Origin of the sequence: Corallococcus terminator, from assembly GCF_049194865.1 — a bacterium.
Taxonomy (GTDB): Bacteria; Myxococcota; Myxococcia; order Myxococcales; family Myxococcaceae; genus Myxococcus; species Myxococcus terminator_A.
The window spans coordinates 52,949-70,047 of record NZ_JBLZWL010000050.1 but is presented as its reverse complement, the minus strand read 5'-3'; the positions used below and the strand labels follow the sequence as shown (position 1 = coordinate 70,047).

Annotated in this window: 12 protein-coding genes and 1 tRNA gene; 6 read left to right on the top strand and 7 right to left on the bottom strand. The window is 71.1% G+C overall.

The annotated features are described in order from the left end of the window. Positions 1-163 precede the first annotated feature (163 nt). Both ACN469_RS16775 and ACN469_RS16770 read left to right on the top strand, forming a co-directional pair. Positions 164-844: a response regulator transcription factor gene (locus ACN469_RS16775; RefSeq protein ID WP_498769077.1), complete on the top strand. Its 681-nt coding sequence runs from the start codon at positions 164-166 to the stop codon at positions 842-844. Continuing rightward, on the top strand, positions 844-2,436 hold the full coding sequence (locus ACN469_RS16770) for a sensor histidine kinase (protein WP_498769075.1): 1,593 nt from the start codon (positions 844-846) through the stop codon (positions 2,434-2,436). Before ACN469_RS16775 ends, ACN469_RS16770 begins: the two co-directional genes overlap by 1 nt. Before the next feature lie 78 nt (positions 2,437-2,514). Here the strand turns inward: ACN469_RS16770 and ACN469_RS16765 are convergent, their stop codons facing one another. The 5 genes from ACN469_RS16765 to ACN469_RS16745 all read right to left on the bottom strand — a co-directional run bounded on the left by ACN469_RS16765 (position 2,515) and on the right by ACN469_RS16745 (position 8,769). Then, positions 2,515-3,375, bottom strand: coding sequence for a carboxypeptidase regulatory-like domain-containing protein (locus tag ACN469_RS16765; RefSeq protein ID WP_498769073.1), 861 nt, complete (start codon positions 3,373-3,375; stop codon positions 2,515-2,517). A gap of 84 nt (positions 3,376-3,459) precedes the next feature. After that, on the bottom strand, positions 3,460-4,317 hold the full coding sequence (locus ACN469_RS16760) for an ABC transporter permease (protein ID WP_498769071.1): 858 nt from the start codon (positions 4,315-4,317) through the stop codon (positions 3,460-3,462). Beyond that, the gene (locus ACN469_RS16755) at positions 4,314-5,303 is read right to left on the bottom strand and encodes an ABC transporter ATP-binding protein (protein WP_498769069.1); all 990 of its coding nucleotides are present in this window, start codon (positions 5,301-5,303) and stop codon (positions 4,314-4,316) included. Before ACN469_RS16755 ends, ACN469_RS16760 begins: the two co-directional genes overlap by 4 nt. Before the next feature lie 29 nt (positions 5,304-5,332). Then, the gene (gene cyoE / locus ACN469_RS16750) at positions 5,333-6,217 is read right to left on the bottom strand and encodes a heme o synthase (protein WP_498769067.1); all 885 of its coding nucleotides are present in this window, start codon (positions 6,215-6,217) and stop codon (positions 5,333-5,335) included. Positions 6,218-6,525: 308 nt separating this feature from the next. Further along, entirely contained in the window at positions 6,526-8,769 is a 2,244-nt protein-coding gene (locus ACN469_RS16745; protein ID WP_498769065.1) for a tetratricopeptide repeat protein, read from the bottom strand. A 308-nt stretch (positions 8,770-9,077) separates the two neighbouring features. Here ACN469_RS16745 and ACN469_RS16740 point away from each other — a divergent pair. From ACN469_RS16740 to ACN469_RS16725, 4 genes are all read left to right on the top strand, one after another. Then, positions 9,078-9,153: transfer RNA gene (locus ACN469_RS16740), tRNA-Ala, on the top strand. A 107-nt stretch (positions 9,154-9,260) separates the two neighbouring features. Beyond that, complete coding sequence (locus ACN469_RS16735; RefSeq protein WP_498769063.1) at positions 9,261-9,863, top strand: DUF2760 domain-containing protein; 603 nt, start codon at positions 9,261-9,263, stop codon at positions 9,861-9,863. Positions 9,864-9,924: 61 nt separating this feature from the next. Next, on the top strand, positions 9,925-11,787 hold the full coding sequence (locus ACN469_RS16730) for an Hsp70 family protein (RefSeq protein ID WP_498769061.1): 1,863 nt from the start codon (positions 9,925-9,927) through the stop codon (positions 11,785-11,787). Positions 11,788-11,812: 25 nt separating this feature from the next. Then, positions 11,813-14,590, top strand: a complete 2,778-nt coding sequence (locus ACN469_RS16725) for an Hsp70 family protein (protein ID WP_498769059.1) — start codon at positions 11,813-11,815, stop codon at positions 14,588-14,590. Positions 14,591-14,668: 78 nt separating this feature from the next. Here ACN469_RS16725 and ACN469_RS16720 read toward each other — a convergent pair whose 3' ends face one another. Together ACN469_RS16720 and ACN469_RS16715 are read right to left on the bottom strand one after the other, a co-directional pair. Continuing rightward, entirely contained in the window at positions 14,669-15,055 is a 387-nt protein-coding gene (locus ACN469_RS16720) for a hypothetical protein (RefSeq protein ID WP_498769057.1), read from the bottom strand. 224 nt (positions 15,056-15,279) lie between these two features. Further along, positions 15,280-17,073 (bottom strand): bifunctional metallophosphatase/5'-nucleotidase, encoded by a 1,794-nt coding sequence (locus ACN469_RS16715; protein ID WP_498769055.1) that lies wholly within the window; start codon positions 17,071-17,073, stop codon positions 15,280-15,282. Positions 17,074-17,099: the final 26 nt, after the last annotated feature.

Below are 17,099 nucleotides of genomic sequence, written 5' to 3'. Positions count from 1 at the left end.
GTCGCCACTGTCAGGCGGGCGAGTGGTCTGAGCGCTGGGGCTCTCGGGGGCCCAGGGCCCATTCAGCCACGCCCCTCTCGGCCGCCTCCGCGCGGTCCGAGTCACCGCCTCCCTCAACGGCCCAGGCCCCCGCGCCAGGGCCGCGCTAGACTCAACTCCGTCCATGTCCACTCGTGTCCTGCTCATCGACGACGATTCCCGCCTCTATGAACTGCTCGCGCAGTACCTGGGGCAAAACGGCGTCAACGTCACCCATGCCCCCGACGGCGGTCGGGGGCTCGCCGCGCTGGAGGCCAGCGCCTACGACGCGGTGCTGCTGGACGTGATGATGCCGGGCATGGACGGCCTGGAGGTGTGCAAGCGCATCCGCGCCAAGAGCCGCATCCCCGTCGTCATGCTCACCGCGAAGGGCGATGAGACGGACCGCGTGGTGGGGCTGGAGCTGGGCGCGGACGACTACCTGCCCAAGCCCTTCAGCCCCAGGGAGTTGCTGGCCCGCCTGCGCGCGGTGCTGCGTCGTTCGCAGCCCTCGTCGGTGGCGGACCGACTGGAGGCGGGAGGCCTGTCCATCGACGTCGCCGGGCGCGAGGTGCGCGCGGAAGGAAAGCTGGTGGACCTCACCGGCCTGGAGTTCGACCTGCTGGTGGCGCTGGTGCGCCGGGCCGGGCGGGTCATCCCCCGTGACGCGCTGCTGGGTGAAGCCGGCCGCAGCGACACGGTGGTGGGAGAGCGCACGGTGGACGTGCACATCTCGCATCTGCGCCAGAAGCTGGGCGACGTGGGCGCACGACTCATCAAGACGGTGCGCGGCGTGGGCTACGTCTTCGCCAAAGAGGGACTCTGATGGCTGGCCGCGACGGCAAGCGAGGCCGAGGGCCCTGGAATCCGAAGGACGCGTGTGAGCCCTGGGGCGGCCCGGAGTCGGACGACGCGGACGCCATCGCCCGGTGGTTGCAGGGTGAGCGAGAAGGCGCGTGTCCACCCGAGGGACAGTGGACCCAGGCGGACAAGGACGACGGCGAGGAGGCGAAGGACCGCCGCCGAGGCCCCTTCTCGAGAGAAGGGTGGGAGGCGCATCACCGCCGCGCACGGAACCACTGGAAGCGCCAGCAGCGCGCGCACTGGCGGCACCACTACTGGGGCATGAGCCGGCTCGGGCACTTCGTGCGCTCCCGCCTGCATCGGCGGCTGTTCCTGTGGTTCGGCCTGAGCATCTTCATGACGGGCGTCGTGGTGGCCACGGTGTTCAGCCTGGTGGGTGGCAACACGTGGAAGCAGGAGATGATGCGGCTGAAGGACTTCGCGAGCCACCGCTTCGAGGAGGTGTGGAGCGAGCCCGCGCGGCGCGACGCCCTGGCACAGTCCTTCGCCAAGGACCTGGACATCGAAGTGGAGGTGAAGGACGCGAGCGGACAGGTGCTCGTGCTGGCGGGAGGATTGTGCCAGCACACGGAGTTCGCCCTCCCCATCATGCGCGGGGAGACACCGCTGGGACAGGTGCGTGTCTGCAACGGGCTCGCGCGCGGCAAGACTCCGGTGAAGGTGATGCTGCCGTTGCTCGCGGCGTGTCTCATGCTTTGGATGGCGTCCGGGAAGATGGCGCGCAGGCTCGCCAAGCCCGTGGATGCGCTGGTGCAGGCCACCGAGGCCCTGGGCGCGGGACGGCTCAACGCTCGCGCGGAAGTCCTCCCGCACGCGACGGGGGAGTTCACCGTGCTGGCCGTCGCCTTCAACCACATGGCGGGGCGCATCGAGAAACAGGTGGCGGACCAGCGGGAGCTGCTCGCGGCGGTGTCCCATGAGCTGCGCACGCCCCTGGCGCGGCTGCGCGTGCTGACGGAGCTGCTGCGCGACGGCGGCGGCAATCCCAAGACGCTGGACCAGGTGGACCGCGAGGTGGTCGAGCTGGACGCGTTGGTGGGCGAGTTGCTCGCCAGCTCGCGGTTGGACTTCGGTCAGCTCACGCCTCGGGTGCTGGATGGACGCATGCTCGCGACCCAGGCGCTGGAGCGCGCGGGCCTCGCGTTGGAGTTGCTCGACGTGAATGCGCCGGAGGCGGGGTTGGTGGGAGACGCGACGCTGCTGGGGCGCGCGCTGGCCAACCTGCTCGACAATGCGCGGCGGCATGGCGGTGGCGTAGAGGGCCTGCGGGTGCAGGAGCAAGGCGAGCACCTCGCGTTCTGCGTCGAGGACCGGGGTCCTGGGCTCCAGCCGGGCGAGGAGACGCGCATCTTCCAGCCCTTCTACCGGAAGGACCGGGGCGGCGAGGCGCGCGAGGCGGGCTCACTGGGACTGGGGCTCGCGCTGGTGCAGCGCATTGCACGGGCGCACGGCGGAGAGACTTTCGCGGAGAATCGCGAGGGCGGCGGCGCGCGCGTGGGCTTCACGGTGAAGAAGGCGGGGCCCCCGGGCGCCATCGAGCGACCGGCGGCTTGAGCGGGCTCGGAGAAGCGGGCCCGACTGCTCGCGACACGGGCCCGGACTCAGGCCCGCATCGCGGGAACAAGCGCGGACCTACTTCTTCGCGGAAGTGTCCGCGGCGGAGAACGCGAAGGAGACCTCGGCCGGAGCACCGTCCTTCACGGTGACCTCGGTCGTCTTCGTCCCGAGCGTCTCGTGCCACGCCTCCACGGTGTACGTGCCCGCGGGCAGGCCCTGGAGCGCGAAGGCGCCATCCGCGCCCGTCGTGGCGAAGTACGGGTTCGGGTTGCTCACCACGAACGCGGTCATCCACGGGTGCACGTCGCACTTGAGCTTCAGCACGTCATCCGCCGGAGGCACGGGCTTCTGCACCGGAGCCCCCGCGGGCGGCTGCGCGACGTTGAAGGCCGCCTTCGTCCCCACCACGCCGCGCACGTTGTGCAGCGTGCCATCGCTGTTCTTGAAGACGACCGACTGCCCCGCCACCGCGCCCTGGACGCGAGGCACATAGGTGCACTTCGTCTGGTCCACCACCACCGGCGCACTCGGCGCGGCGGGGGCCCCGGCCACGGGCCCCTTCACGCGCACCAGCACGTTCTGGAGCTTGCCGTCCTTCACCAGCACCGCCTCGTCCTTCGAACCTCGCCCCTCGCAAGCAGGGTCGGTGTTCGGCGGCAGGTCCGCAGCGACGGGAGGCGTGCCCGTGAAAGTGACGTTCCCCTTCACCTCACCCTTGCCCGCGACGACCTTTCCTTGTTCGTTCCCCTGGCCTTCGGGCGCCTGAATCGGCGACGCCGCGTGCTCGGCGCCAGGCTCCGTCGCACGGGCCGCCGAAGGGGGCGGCGCCTGGGTGGTGGGTGGTGGAGTGGCCGGAGCCTCCTCCTTCTTGCAAGCGGGCAGGGCCAGCAGCCCCGCGGCTCCCAGCATCGACAGGCCGAGCGTGCGCAGCGTCATCGTGCAGTCTCCTCGGTGAACCGGTACATCGTCCGCGTCCCCTCGTAGTCAAAGGACGCGAAGCTGTCCAACGGCCCGTCCGCGCTATTCGCGACGGCTGACGCTCACCGCGGCCAATCCCAGGAACACCGTCGCGAACGCGAGCAGCACCGGCACCTCCAGCCCCGTCCCGGACAGGGGCGAGCCCACCACCACCGACGCCTCCGCGCCGTAGAGCGCCCGACGCACGCCCTCCACGGAGAAGCGCATGGGGTTGACCACCATCACCCACGACAGCCACGTCCCCGCGCCCTTGAGCGGGAACATCGCCCCGGACAGCACCCACATGGGCAGCAGGACGATGCTCATCACCGCGTGGTAGCCCGCGCTGGAGCGCACCCACCACGCCAGCGACATGCCCATCCCCGTCAGCGCCAGCGCCGACAGCACCATCACCGAGAACAGCAGCGGCAGGTTGACGGTGGCCGCGCTCACACCCGCAAGCGGCGCCAGCAGCAGGAACAGCGACGCCTGCATCAGCGCGATGGCCGACGAGCCCAGCGCCTTGCCCAGCACCACCGCCAGCCGGGAGCCTGGCCCCGCGAGCACCGCCTGGAGGAAGCCCTCACGCCGGTCCTCGATGACGGTAATCGTCGCGAAGATGGCGCTGAACAGCAGCACCATGGTGACGACGCCCGGAAAGAAGAACTGCTGGTAGCCCAGCCCCTGCGCGCCCTCGACGCGGAACGAGCCCGCGAAGCCCGAGCCGATGACGAACCAGAACAGGATGGGCTGCGCCAGCGCGCCGACGACGCGGCTGGGCTGACGGAAGAAGCGCACCACGTCGCGCGCCATCAGCACGCGCACCGTCGCCCACTGCAACGCGAGCGTCCCAGGCACGGACGGAGCCGGGGCGGAAGCAGTCACGGCGGGGGGCCGCGCGGTGGAGAGTTCGGCGGTCATCGGCGTTTCCTCGGCGCGGGGTCCGCGGCCGGCACATCGGCGCCCAGCGCGCGCCCGGTGAGCTGGAGGAACACGTCCGCCAGCGTGGGCCGGCGCAACGAGACGGACGACAACCTGCCCGCTGGAAAGGCCTCCACCAGCCGAGGCACCAGCGCATGCCCCTGCCGCGCTTCCACCTGCACCTTCCCCTCCACCACCTTCGCGTCCACGCCCAGCTTCTCGCGCACCTCGCGCGCCAGCGTCTCGGGCTCGGCCGCCTCCACCGTGAGGATGTCTCCGCCCATGCGCGAGGCCAGCGCGGCCGGAGTGTCACACGCCACCAGCTTGCCCGCGTCGAGCACCGCCAGCCTGTCGCAGACCTCGGCTTCGTCGGCCCGGTGCGTGGTCAGCAGCACGGTGATGCCCTCCGCGTCGCGCAGCCGCTTCAGGTGCGCCCAGAACGTGCGGAAGGCCGCCTCGTCCAGGCCCTGCGTGGGCTCGTCCATCAGCACCACGCGCGGCTGGTGCACCAGCGCTCGCGCCAGCTCCAGCCTGCGGCGCATGCCCCCGGACCACGTGCCCACCCGCTCATCCCCGCGGTCCGCCAGGCCGATGAGCGTCAGCATCGACTCCACCCGCTCGCGCGCCCGCTCGCCCGTCAGCCCGTACAGCCGGGCCCCGAGCATCAGGTTCTCCCGCGCCGTCAGCAGGTCATCCAGGCTGCCGCGCTGGAAGATGATGCCCATCTGCCGGCGCAGCGCCGGGTCGCTCAGCGACAGCTCCCGCCCCGCGAAGCGCACCTGCCCCGAGTCGGGGGCCAGGAGGCCCGCCAGAATCTGGAAGGTGGTGGACTTGCCCGCCCCGTTGGGGCCCAGCAGGCCCAGGATTTCGCCAGGCCGCACGGACAGGGTCAGCCCGTCCACGGCGACGCGGTCCTTGAAACGTCGGGTCAGCCCCTCGAGGTGGAGCAGCGGAACCGGAGGGGTGGAAACCGAGGTATCAGGCATGGGCGGTGTGTCCCGCCGGCACCCCCGCGCTAGCCGCGGGGAACGCGGTCCAGGCTCAGCGCCGCGAACAGTCCGGTAAGGTAGATCAACGAGAAGAAGAACGCCTGCCGCGCCCAGGGCTTCCCGAGTCGCCGGAAGAACCCCCACGCTCCCAGGCCCAGGAAGCTCAGGCCCAGCGCCACCGCCGCCGCCAGGTACCAGGAGCCGGCGATGTGGAGCTGGAAGGGCAACAGCGTCATCGGCACCAGCGCCACCAGGTAGAGGACAATCTGCGCGCGGCTCGACTCATCCCCGCGCTCCAGGGGCACCGACTTGAGGCCCGCCGCCGCGTACTCCTCCTTGCGGAACAGGGCGATGGCGATGAAGTGCGGCATCTGCCACAGGAAGAGGATGGCGAAGAGGGAGAAGCCGCCCGCGTCCAGCCGGTCCGTCACCGCCGTCCAGCCCATCAGTGGAGGCAGCGCGCCGGGCACCGCGCCCACCAGCATGGCCGCCGAGGTGCGCGCCTTGAGCGGCGTGTACGCCAGCACGTAGCTGAGCAGCGCCAGCAGGCCCAGCGCCGCCGTCAGCACGTTGGCCCCCAGCGCGAGCGCCGGCAGGGACACCGCCGCCAGGGAGATGCCGAACCACAGCGCCACCGCCGGCTCCATCCGCCCGGAGGGCAGCGGCCGGTTCTGCGTCCGCGCCATGAACCGGTCGCTGTGGCGCTCCCAGTAGCAGTTGAGCGCGTTGGCCGCGCCCACCGTGCCGGCCGTGGCCAGCAGCGTCACCAGGGCACCGCCCGTGGCCAGGTGGCCGGGCGCCAACCACATGCCGCCGGCCGTGGTGATGAGGACGAGGCTCGACAGCCTCGGCTTCATCAGGGAGATCAGGTCGGACGCGGTCGTCGACATGGGCTCGGCACGCGCGCTCAAGCGGACTCCAGGGGAGGGCGTGACAGGGGCACTGCCGACGCGTTGACGGCCCTCCCATACAAGCACCACCCGGGGGTGGGCAAGGACACGTCACCGCGACGGCGCGCCCGAGAACGGCCGCTCGCCCGGCACCCTTCGGTGGACCGGGCCCGCGTCTTCGTGTCCTGACAGTCGTGGGAAGGCAAACACCTGGGGCATAGCCCCAGGCTCGAGTCTCATCAACCCGGGCCCGTGGGCACGATGCGCGCCGTGCTGGCCGCGCGCATCAGCCCCGCTTGTCCGACCCCCACGCAGGGGCCGGACCGCGCTCACCCTCCGGAGAGGGAGCGAGCGGCGTTGGCGTGCTCACCGCTCGGCTCGCGCTTGAGGTACTCCTGCGCCAGCATCTTCGCCTTCGGGGACTGCTTGGCGTCCTTCGAGAGCAGCGTGGCGTAGTAGTAGTACGCCGGCGTGAAGGCCTCGTCGGCGCTGAGCGCGCGCTGGTACGTCTCGTCCGCCTTCGCCGCGTCGCCCTTGCCCTGGAAGACGCGCGCCAGCTCGGTGAGCGCCACGGCCGAGCGCTCGGGCTGACCGACGAACTCCTGGCTCGCCTTCTCCAGCTGCTCCTGCGCCTTGGGCCAGTCGGAGCGCTCCCGGTAGATGGTGCCCATGGCCAGCCTGGCCTCCGGGTTCTTCGCCTTCGGGTCCTTCACGGCGCGCTGGAACTGCGTCAGGGCGTCATCCAGCTTGCCCTGGCGGCGCAGGGCGTTGCCCAGCATGACCACCAGCTTGGGGCTGTCGCCCATCGTCTTGAGGGCCGTCTGGAGCGCCTCGGCGGCTTCCTTTTCGCCGCCCTGCTTGCCCATGAGGGCCTTGGCCAGTTCGACGTGGAACTGGGCGCGCGAGGCGTCCACGCGGATGGCCTTGCGAATCTCCTCGGCGGCCAGCTCGAAGTTGCCCTCGGCCAGCAGCCGGCGGCCCTTGATGAGGTGCAGCTCCGGGTTCTGCTTGTCGAGCGAGAAGCCCGTCTCCTCGCTCTTGAGCATCTCCGCGCGCGCCTTGTCCTTCTCCAGCGGCACCGCGGTGGCCTCCACCAGCTTCTGCTGCACGTCCGGCTTCAGCTCCTGCAGTTCGGCGGACACGCGGCTGACCAGCAGCGAGCGCGCCAGGTGCGCGGCGGCGAGCTGACGGGGCGACGGCGGCGGCTCCGACTCCAGCAGCTTCTTGAGCATGGACTGCACCAGGCCGAAGTTGGGCTCGTCCTGCTCCAGCATCAGCAGGGAGCGGCCCAGGAGCGACTCGGGGTGGTCCTTCTCGTAGCGCAGCGCCAGGTCGTAGTTCTTCCAGGCGGTGTTGTCCTGGCCCAGCCGGCGGTAGGCGGCGCCCAGGCCGGAGTAGACGCGCGGGTCGTCCGGAGCCAGCGTCTGCGCGCGCTCCAGGGTGTCCCGGGCGCGGTCCAGGTCGCCCGCGTTCATCTGGATGAGGCCCAGCGTCAGGTAGAGCAGCGAGCTGGAGCGGCCCTGGGAGTCCAGCGCCCGGACCTTCTCCTCGAGCTTGCCCAGCGCGTCCTTGCCCTTGCCCCCGTACGTCTGGACGAGCGCCTCGGCCGCGATGAGGTGCGAGCTGACGTCGCCCGCCTTCATGCCCGCGGCCAGGTGCTCCTCGGCGCGACGGCGCGCGTCGTCACCACCGCCGTGCTCACCCCAGCGGATGGCGTAGGCGTACGCCAGGTAACCATGGGCCAGACCGGAGTCGGAGTTCACCTCCAGCGCCTTGTCGGCCGCCTCGCACGCCTTCTTGTAGCTGTCGAAGGAGTCGCGCTTGAGCAGCTCGGCGGCGACCTCCATGTGCTTCTTCAGCTCACGGGCGACGTTGCGCGTGTGCCGGGTGTACATCATGTAACCCGGGATGAAGACGACGAGCGCGCCGACCAGCGCCAGCGTCACCCACTTGCCGCGTCCCCCACCCTCCTGCCGGTTCCCCTGACGTCCACGACCGCGAGGAGAGTCGTCGTCCTCGTCGTCGTCCACCTCTTCCACCACCACCGGCTGCGGGCGGCGGGGCTGAGGCGCGGGAGCGCGAGCCGCCTCGGTGCGGACCGGAGCGGACGGCCCCGAGGGCGCACGCGGCGTCGACGCGGGCTTCGGCGTGGGCGCCTGGGCCTCCGTGGCCGCGACACTCGCGAGGGCCGACGCGGACTGCTGCGTGGCGGACGGAGTCACCACGGGCGGCGCGACGACCGGCGCGGGCGCGACGGGGCGCGGCGGGTCGATCTTGTGCTGCTGGAGCAGCGTGACGGTGTCCGGGTCTCCCGGATCCACGCTGTACGCCTTGAGGAGGTTCGCCTTGCCGGGCTCGGCTTCGCCCGTCTTGAGCTGGAGGGCGCCGGCCAGTCGCAGCGCGGCCTTGTCCTCGGGTTGGACCTGGAGCGCGCCAAGCGCTTCTTCCAGGGCCTTCTTGTCCTTGCCCTGGTCGGCATAGACACGGGCCAGAAGGATGCGGGGGTCCGCGGCGTTCGGATGCGCCTTCACGCCCTTCTTGCAGACGACCATCGCCTCCATGAAGCGACCCATGCTCAGGTACGCTTCGGCCAAGGGCTTATAGGCGGCGGACGAAGGATCTGAAGCGAACGCGTGTTCGAGCTTCGCGAGCTCGGCCGGGCTCAACGTCTTTGAAGGGGAGGTAGACATTACCGGGGGGAGGGACACCGGGCGGGAAGGGTACGCCTGAGAAGAAGGGTTTTTATGGCATCCGCTGCGCGGCACGTCAATCGCACGGATGAGTGGCGAAGGCTTGCGCTTGACAGCAAGAAAGGGGTCCGGTACTAGCCCGTTCACCTCGGCGACCCAAACGCCGGGGCGCAGCGCGCAGGGCCCGTAATGGGGGTGTAGCTCAGTTGGGAGAGCGTCGCGTTCGCAATGCGAAGGTCGTCGGTTCGATCCCGTCCACCTCCACCATGTTGAAAACGAAGGGCCTCACGGGAAACCGTGAGGCCCTTTGCATTTGGGGGCATTTCGGGCAACTGCCGAATTGCAAAGCAGGCGGGCTTTGTTATCCGGAGTCGATGACTGACCCGTCTGCCTCGCTGTCGTTCTTCGCGCGCTTCTGGCTCGCCTGGCTCTGCTTCTGGCGCTGCCTCGTGTCCGGTGACTTCGCCCAGGCCGTGCTGCCCGCCAGCCGGGCCTACGACGCCGGGCAGCTGAACCTCCTGCCTTCCGGCACGCCTACCCCCACCCCTCCGGTGGAAAAGGCCCCTCCGCCTCCCCCTGCCCTGCCGCCCGAGCGGGAGCACGCCAGCGCCCTGGCCCTGCTGGCCATGCTCCAGCGGGAAGGTCGGCTGGTGGACTTCCTCCAGGAGAACGTGGCCGCCTTCTCGGACGCCGAGGTGGGCGCCGCCTGCCGCACCGTCCATGAGGGGTGCCGCAAGGTGGTGGGTCAGTACTTCACCCTCAAGCCGGTGCTCCCTCAGTCAGAGGGGGAACAGGTCACCGTGCCCGTGTCCTTCGATGCCCAGCGCATCCGCCTCATCGGCAACGTGACGGGCCAGCCCCCCCACACCGGCACGCTGCGCCACCACGGTTGGGTGACCTCGGAAGTGAAGTTTCCGGTCGTGAGCCCCGCCATGGACCCGCGAGTGCTCGCTCCAGCGGAAGTCGAGCTCGCCTGAGCGTCGCTCGGCGGACATGCAGACCGGACAAAAGGGAGCCCTCAAGGAGTTCAAGCCCGATATGGCCCGCTATTCCATCGGCATCGACCTTGGCACCACGCACTCCGCGGTGTCGTACTTCAACCTCGAGGACAGCAAGGCCCGGGGACGCGCGCAGTCGATGTTGCCGATCCCCCAGCTGACAGCGCCCGGCACGCTGGAAGCGCGCCCGCTGCTGCCCTCCTTCCTCTATCTGCCCTCCGCCCAGGAGTTCCCCCAGGGCAGCCTGGCGCTGCCGTGGAACAAGGACGCCACCTCCATCATCGGTGAGTTCGCCCGCTCCCACGGGGCCAAGGTCCCCACCCGGCTGGTGTCCTCGCCCAAGAGCTGGCTGTCCCATCCCGGCGTGGACCGGCGCTCGGCGCTGTTGCCGTGGCAGGCCCCGGAGGACGTGCAGCGCGTGTCCCCGCTGGACGCGTCCGCGCGCTTCCTGCGCCACCTCAAGGAGGCGTGGGACGCGACCTTCGCCCAGGGGGATGACGAGTCCGGCAACGCCCTGGCCACCCAGGACGTCATCGTCACCGTCCCCGCGTCCTTCGACGCGGCGGCGCGCGAGCTGACGCTGGAGGCGGCGAAGGCGGCGGGAATCGAGCGCCTCACCCTGCTCGAGGAGCCGCAGGCCGCGCTGTACGCGTGGCTGGAGGCCATGGGGGAGAACTTCCGGCAGCAGGTGAAGCCCGGCGAGGTCATCCTCGTGGTGGACGTGGGCGGCGGCACGTCCGACTTCTCCGTCATCACCGTGCGAGACAGCGGTGGCGAGGTGGAGCTGCTGCGCGTGGCGGTGGGCGACCACATCCTCCTGGGCGGCGACAACATGGACCTGGCCCTGGCGCACACGCTCAACCAGCGTCTGGCGGCCGACGGCAAGAAGCTGGACCCGTGGCAGTTCAACGCCCTCACCTACGGCTGTCGGCAGGCGAAGGAGACGCTGTACGGCGACACCTCGCTGGACAAGGTGCCCATCTCCATCCCCGGCCGCGGCTCGTCCCTCATCGGCGGCACGCTGCGCACGGAGCTGACGCGCGAGGAGCTGGACCGCGTCCTCACCGACGGCTTCTTCCCCGTGACGCCCCTCTCGGAGCTGCCCCGCACCGCGCGGCGCTCGGGCCTGGCGCAGATGGCGCTGCCGTACGCGCAGGACGCTGGCGTCTCGCGGCACCTGGCGGCCTTCCTCACGCGTCAGGCCCAGGCGCTGGCGTCCAGCCACGACGCGCCGGTGGACGTCGGAGACAAGTCCTTCCTGCACCCGACGGCGGTGCTCTTCAACGGTGGCGTCTTCAAGGCGGGCCCTCTCAAGGAGCGCGTCATGGAGGTGCTCAACATGTGGCTGAAGGCGGACGGGGGCGAGCCCGCCAAGGAGCTGGAGGGCGCGGACCTGGACCTCGCGGTGGCGCGCGGCGCGGCGTATTACGGCTGGGTGCGCCAGGGCAACGGCCTGCGCATCCGGGGCGGCACGGCGCGCGCGTACTACGTGGGCGTGGAGTCGGCGATGCCCGCGGTGCCGGGCTTCGAGCCTCCGGTGAAGGCCCTGTGCGTGGCGCCCTTCGGCATGGAGGAAGGCACGCAGGCGGATGTGCCACCGCAGGAGTTCGGCCTCGTCACCGGCGAGCCCACCAGCTTCCGCTTCTTCTCCTCCTCCATGCGGCGCGACGACAAGGTCGGCGTCATGGTGGATGACGTCGCGGACGAGCTGGCGAAGGGGGAGATGGAGGAGCTGGCCCCCATCGAGACCACCATGCCCGGACAGGCCTCGGCCTTCGGCGATTTGACCCCCGTCAACCTGCAGGCCGCGGTGACGGAGGTGGGGACGCTGGAGCTGCGGTGCCTGGAGAAAGGTGGCTCCGGACGTTGGAAGCTGGAGCTCAACGTCCGCATGAAGGAGTAGAACGCCGGCCGGCAAACGGAGGTGTATGCGAATCGTCGGCATCGACCTGGGCACCACCCACTGCGCGGTGGCGTCCGTGGACCCCGCCCGGGGCGCGAGCGCGCCCGTGGAGGACTTCCCCGTTCCCCAGCTCGTGCGTCAGGGGGAAGTGGCGCCGCGCGCGCTGCTTCCCTCCACCGTGTACGTGCCGGCGGGGCACGAGCTGAGCACCGAGTCCCTCCGGCTTCCGTGGGGTGACGACGGCGGCCCGTGGGTGGTGGGTGAGCTGGCCCGCTGGCAGGGCGCCCGGGTGCCGGGGCGGCTGGTGGCCAGCGCCAAGAGCTGGCTGTGTCACCCGGGCGTGGACCGCTCCGCCCCCATCCTCCCCTGGGGCGCCCCGGCGGACGTCCAGAAGCTGTCCCCCGTCGACGCCAGCGCCCTGCTCCTGACGCACCTGGCGCGCGCGTGGGACTACACGCATCCGGAGGAGCCCCTGTCGAAGCAGGAGGTGGTCATCACCGTCCCCGCCTCCTTCGACGAGGCCGCGCGCGCCCTCACGGTGAGCGCCGCGCGCAAGGCGGGGCTGGAGAAGTTCACCCTGCTCGAGGAGCCGCAGGCAGCCTTCTACGACTACACCGCGCGCCACCGCGCTGACCTGGAAGAGACGCTCTCCCACGTCCGGCTGGTGCTCGTGGTGGACGTGGGCGGCGGCACCACCGACTTCACGCTGGTGCACGCGGGCGTATCGCCCGAAGGCCCCATGCTGCGGCGCCTCGCGGTGGGCGACCACCTGATGCTGGGGGGCGACAACATGGACGCCGCGCTGGCCCGCCGCGTCGAGGAGAAGCTCCTCTCGGACGGACGCCGCCTGTCCGCTACGCAGTGGACGCAGGCGATTCAGGCCGCGCGCACCGCGAAGGAAGCGCTGCTGGGCAAGGAGCCTCCGGAGAAGTACGGCGTGTCGCTCGCGGGCGAGGGCAGCCGACTGCTGGGCGGCACCCTGTCGTCCGAGCTGACGCGCGAGGAGGCGCACGCGCTGGTGCTGGACGGCTTCTTCCCGCGCACCCCGCCCACCGAGCGGCCCCGTCGCGCCGCGCGCATGGCGCTCCAGGAGCTGGGCCTGCCGTACGTGCAGGACGCGGCGGTGACGCGTCATCTGGCGGCGTTCCTCGCGCAGCACGCGGCGGCGGGCTTCGCGGCCCTGGGCGAGGCCCCTCCTTCCGAGGGCGCCCTCCCCCGCCCCGACGCCATCCTCCTCAACGGCGGCGTCTTCAACTCGCCCTGGATTTCGGAGCGGCTGGTGGAGGCCGTGTCCGCGTGGTGGCCGGACGCGCCGAAAATCTCCCTCTTGCGCCATGTGTCGCTGGAGCTGGCCGTGGCTCGCGGCGCGGCGTACTACGGACTGGTGCGGCGCGGGCATGGCCTGCGCATCGGCGGTGGCGCGGCGCGCGCGTACTACGTGGGCCTGCAGCGCGCGGCGGACAGCACGGAGCAGCCCGCCCTCTGCCTCATCCCCCGAGGCTTCGAGGAGGGCCAGAAGGTCGACCTGGGTGAGCGCCCCTTCACCCTTACGCTCGGTCGACCCGTGCAGTTCCAGATCTACTCGACGACGAGCGACCGCATCGACAAGCCCGGGGACCTGGTGCCCCTGGCGGAAGACTTGAAGCCCCTGCCGCCCATCCACACGCTGCTCAAGGGCGCGTCGGGAAAGGTGGCGGACGTGCCAGTGCATCTCCAGGCGGCGCTGACGGAGATTGGCACGCTGGAGCTGTACTGCGTCTCCGACGTCGCGGACGAGCGGTGGCGCCTGGAGTTCGAGCTGCGCGGCACGGGAGGCTCCCACGAGCTGACCGTCACCGAGTCCATGCCCGCGCGCTTCGCCGAGGCGAAGGACAACATCGAGCGCGTCTACGGCAACAAGCCGCTGCCCTTGGGGCCCAAGGACGTGAAGCAGCTCTCCCGGACGCTGGAGAAGGCGCTGGGGCCTCGCGACACGTGGCGCGTACCGGTGCTGCGCGAGATGTGGAGCACGCTGTACGCGGGCGCCAGCAAGCGCCGTCGCAGCGAGGACCACGAGCGCGTCTTCTACAGCCTCGCGGGCTTCACCCTGCGCCCGGGCTTCGGCTACCCGCTGGACGGCTGGCGCGCGGAGCAGACCTTCAGCCTCTTCGACGCGCTGGTGCAGCACCACTCGGACAAGGCGGTGTGGACGGAGTTCTGGGTGATGTGGCGCCGCGTCGCCGGAGGGCTCACCGAGGCGCAGCAGCAGAAGCTCTACGCCTACCTGCAGCCGCACCTCGCGAGGAAGGTGCCCCCTGGTACGCCTCCTCCCGGCAAGCTCAAGGGAATCCAACCAGAAGGGTTGGAGGAGATGGTGCGCACGGCGGCCTCACTGGAGCACCTGGCGCCCTCCGACAAGGCGGAGGTGGGGCGATGGATCGCCGAGCGACTGAAGGCCGAGGCGAAGTCCGGCGGCCCGTGGGCCTGGGCCCTGGGACGGCTGGGCGCGCGCGTGCCCCTCTACGGCAGCGGCCACAAGGTGGTGGACGTGGAGACCGCGGAGGCGTGGCTCACGCTGCTGCTGGAGCTGGACTTGCGGAAGATCGACGGCGCGCCCTTCGCCGCCGCGCAGCTCGCGCGACTCACGGGTGACCGCACGCGAGATTTGGACCCGGCGCTACGAGAGCGCGCCGCACAGGCGCTCGTCGCGGCCCAGGCGGCGGAGACGTGGGTGCGAATGGTGCGCGAGGTGGTAGCGCTGGAGGCGGCGGACGAAGCCCGCGCGCTCGGCGACACGCTGCCGGCGGGCTTGCGACTGTCGTGACGTCGGGCTCGAAAACGTCCCTTCGGGTCGGCCAGAAAATGGTCGACCCGGGGAGTGTCTTCGGCTCGCGAAAAGCGCTCAGCCCCGCGTGGGCGAGGCGGGCGCGGCGACTTCGGCGGTGGCCTTCGGAGCGGAGCGCTCGACGACCTGGAGCACCGGAGCGGCCTCGGCGGGCGCGGCGGTCTCACCCTTGCCAGCCTTGGGCTTCTTGGTCCCCGCGCCCGAGCGGCACGTCCGGCACCAGGGCTGGTTGCGGATGGCGCCGTCCGCCATCTTGCGCAGACCGAACTGGGCCAGCGGCTTCAGGGTGCGACACTTGATGCACATCAACGAGATGAGCACCTCGTGGCCTTCCCCGTCGTAGACGGCGGACTTGCGCCGCTTGCGTGGCTGAGCCTGCCCCGGCTCACGCGGCTTCGCCTTGTCCGGCGGCGGCGGCATCATCGGGGTCACTTTGTAGAGCATGTCGGTCCCTCGCTCTCGAGGGCCCTCGCACGCAGTCCCTGATGATGGGGCCACCTCGGCACGGGCACTCGCGAGCCCTAGAGTAAGGACTCTTCCTCCCGTTGAAAACTGATCCCAGGCCGAAAAATCGGCCCTGGAGCGTTTCCGCTGATCTTTCCAAGGGTTGGCGGCACCCTTCACCTCCAGCGGATCAGCTCGCGGCCGAATTTTCAGCCCAGGCTCCCTCAGCGAGACGCCGTGGGACACACCTGTGCGACACCGCTGTAGCGCACGCGCCCCAACGCGGGCGTGGGCAGGACGCCCCCGTGGGAGCGGCCGTAGGCGATCAGCGCCTCGCGCAGGTCCATTCCCCGGAACGGGGACAGCTCAGCGCGCTCGGGGGGCAAGGGCCGCGTCACGCCGTCCACGCCGTCACCGCCCCGGGCGAGGAAGTCCGGCACCGCGACGCGGTAGCGCCGCTCCGGGAGGATCGGCTTTCCGCCCTCCAGCGTGACGCCCTGGAGCCGGCCGGGCCCCGGGCAGCGGGCCAGCGTCAACTCGAGGCCGGACACGGCGAACACGGCGCCGCGCTCCACCCCATGGGCCAGCTCCAGCAGGTGCCGCAGCTCCGCGCCGGTGAGCGTGAGCACCGCCACCGTGTTGTCGAAAGGGAGCGCCTGGTAGACGTGGCCGAAGGACAGCGTCCCACCTGGCAGGTCGGCCCGGATGCCACCGGGGTTCATCACCGCGGCGTCCGCGCCGGCCGCCTCGCGCAGCGCATCCGCGATGAGGTTGCCCAGCGCGCCCTCCTCCGTGAAGCCGCGCGCCAGGGGCGACGCGCAGGAGACGCCCGAGGCGCGGCGCTGGTCCTCGTCGACCTTCGCCAGCGTGGGCGCGAGCAGCCGCGTCACTTCCGCGTCCGGCTGCATGGCGGTGCCCAGGAAGACCGACGGCGCCAGCTTCACCTCGGCGCGCTCGCGCAGGCGGCGGCCATCACAGTCCCCATGGACCGCGTCCACCTGGGTGCACAGCGGAATGGCGGCCTGGATGCGCGTGAGCGACGGGTCCACGCGGCGACGCACCGGGTCGACGAAGAGCTCCACCACGCCCAACGAGCGGGCCTGTCCCGTCGTCTCGATGATGGGCACTCCGTGGAAGAAGTGGCCCATCGTCTGGTGCGTGTGCCCCGCCACCACCGCGTCCAGCGTGCCCTGGGGCAGCGCGGCCAGCATGTCGACAATCTCCGCGTCGCCCTTGTCGCAGCTCGACGTGTCGCGGGGATTGCGCAGGTCCACGCAACCGCCGCCCGCATGCGCCACCGCGACCACGACGTCCGCGCCGCGCTCTCGCAGGGAACGCGAGGCCTCCAGCGCCGAGGACGCCAGGGGCGCGAAGCGCAGCGAGCCGACGTTGGCCGGATTGGTGACGCTGGGAGTCGACTCGGTGGTGAGGCCCAGCACTCCGACGCGAAGGCCCTTCACCACGACGATGTGGGTGCCGTCATTGCCCAGCCACGCGGGAGACTTGCCCGTCGCCGCGTCGCGGAGGTTGGCGGACAGCAGGGGGAAGCGCGCCTGCTTCACGCGCGCCTTGAGGGCGCCGAGCGGGTCCTCACCGGAGCCCGAGGCCATGGGCGCCGGACCCACGGGCCCGTAGTCGAACTCGTGGTTGCCGATGGCCGCCGCCGTGAAGCCCAGGTGGTTGTACACGTCGACGACGATGGCGCCCTCGGTGAGGTTCGACGCCAGCGTGCCCTGGAAGAGGTCGCCGCCATCCAGCAGCAACACGCCTCCGGGGTTGTCCTCGCGAAGCCGCGCGACGTACGCGGCGAGCGTGGCGGCGCCGCCCTCCTCCACCACGCGTCCATCCGCGAGCCGCGTGCGGTGCGGCTCCACCTGTCCGTGGAAGTCGTTGAGGCCCACCAGCGTGATTCGCACCGGCGAGTCGGGAGGCGTGGCGACAGGCGCGGAGGGCTGGGTGCCGGCACAGGCGGCGGCACAAGTCACGAGCGCGAGGAGGAAGGGACGCGGGGAACGCATGAGCGGCCGCACTTCATCGTGCCCCG

Coding starts and splice junctions, on each gene's coding strand:
- ACN469_RS16775 (WP_498769077.1), top strand. CDS start 164: ATGTCCACTCGTGTCCTGCTCATCGACGACGATTCCCGCCTCTATGAA.
- ACN469_RS16770 (WP_498769075.1), top strand. CDS start 844: ATGGCTGGCCGCGACGGCAAGCGAGGCCGAGGGCCCTGGAATCCGAAG.
- ACN469_RS16765 (WP_498769073.1), bottom strand. CDS start 3,375: ATGACGCTGCGCACGCTCGGCCTGTCGATGCTGGGAGCCGCGGGGCTG.
- ACN469_RS16760 (WP_498769071.1), bottom strand. CDS start 4,317: ATGACCGCCGAACTCTCCACCGCGCGGCCCCCCGCCGTGACTGCTTCC.
- ACN469_RS16755 (WP_498769069.1), bottom strand. CDS start 5,303: ATGCCTGATACCTCGGTTTCCACCCCTCCGGTTCCGCTGCTCCACCTC.
- ACN469_RS16745 (WP_498769065.1), bottom strand. CDS start 8,769: ATGGGTCGCTTCATGGAGGCGATGGTCGTCTGCAAGAAGGGCGTGAAG.
- ACN469_RS16735 (WP_498769063.1), top strand. CDS start 9,261: ATGACTGACCCGTCTGCCTCGCTGTCGTTCTTCGCGCGCTTCTGGCTC.
- ACN469_RS16730 (WP_498769061.1), top strand. CDS start 9,925: ATGGCCCGCTATTCCATCGGCATCGACCTTGGCACCACGCACTCCGCG.
- ACN469_RS16725 (WP_498769059.1), top strand. CDS start 11,813: ATGCGAATCGTCGGCATCGACCTGGGCACCACCCACTGCGCGGTGGCG.
- ACN469_RS16720 (WP_498769057.1), bottom strand. CDS start 15,055: ATGCTCTACAAAGTGACCCCGATGATGCCGCCGCCGCCGGACAAGGCG.
- ACN469_RS16715 (WP_498769055.1), bottom strand. CDS start 17,073: ATGCGTTCCCCGCGTCCCTTCCTCCTCGCGCTCGTGACTTGTGCCGCC.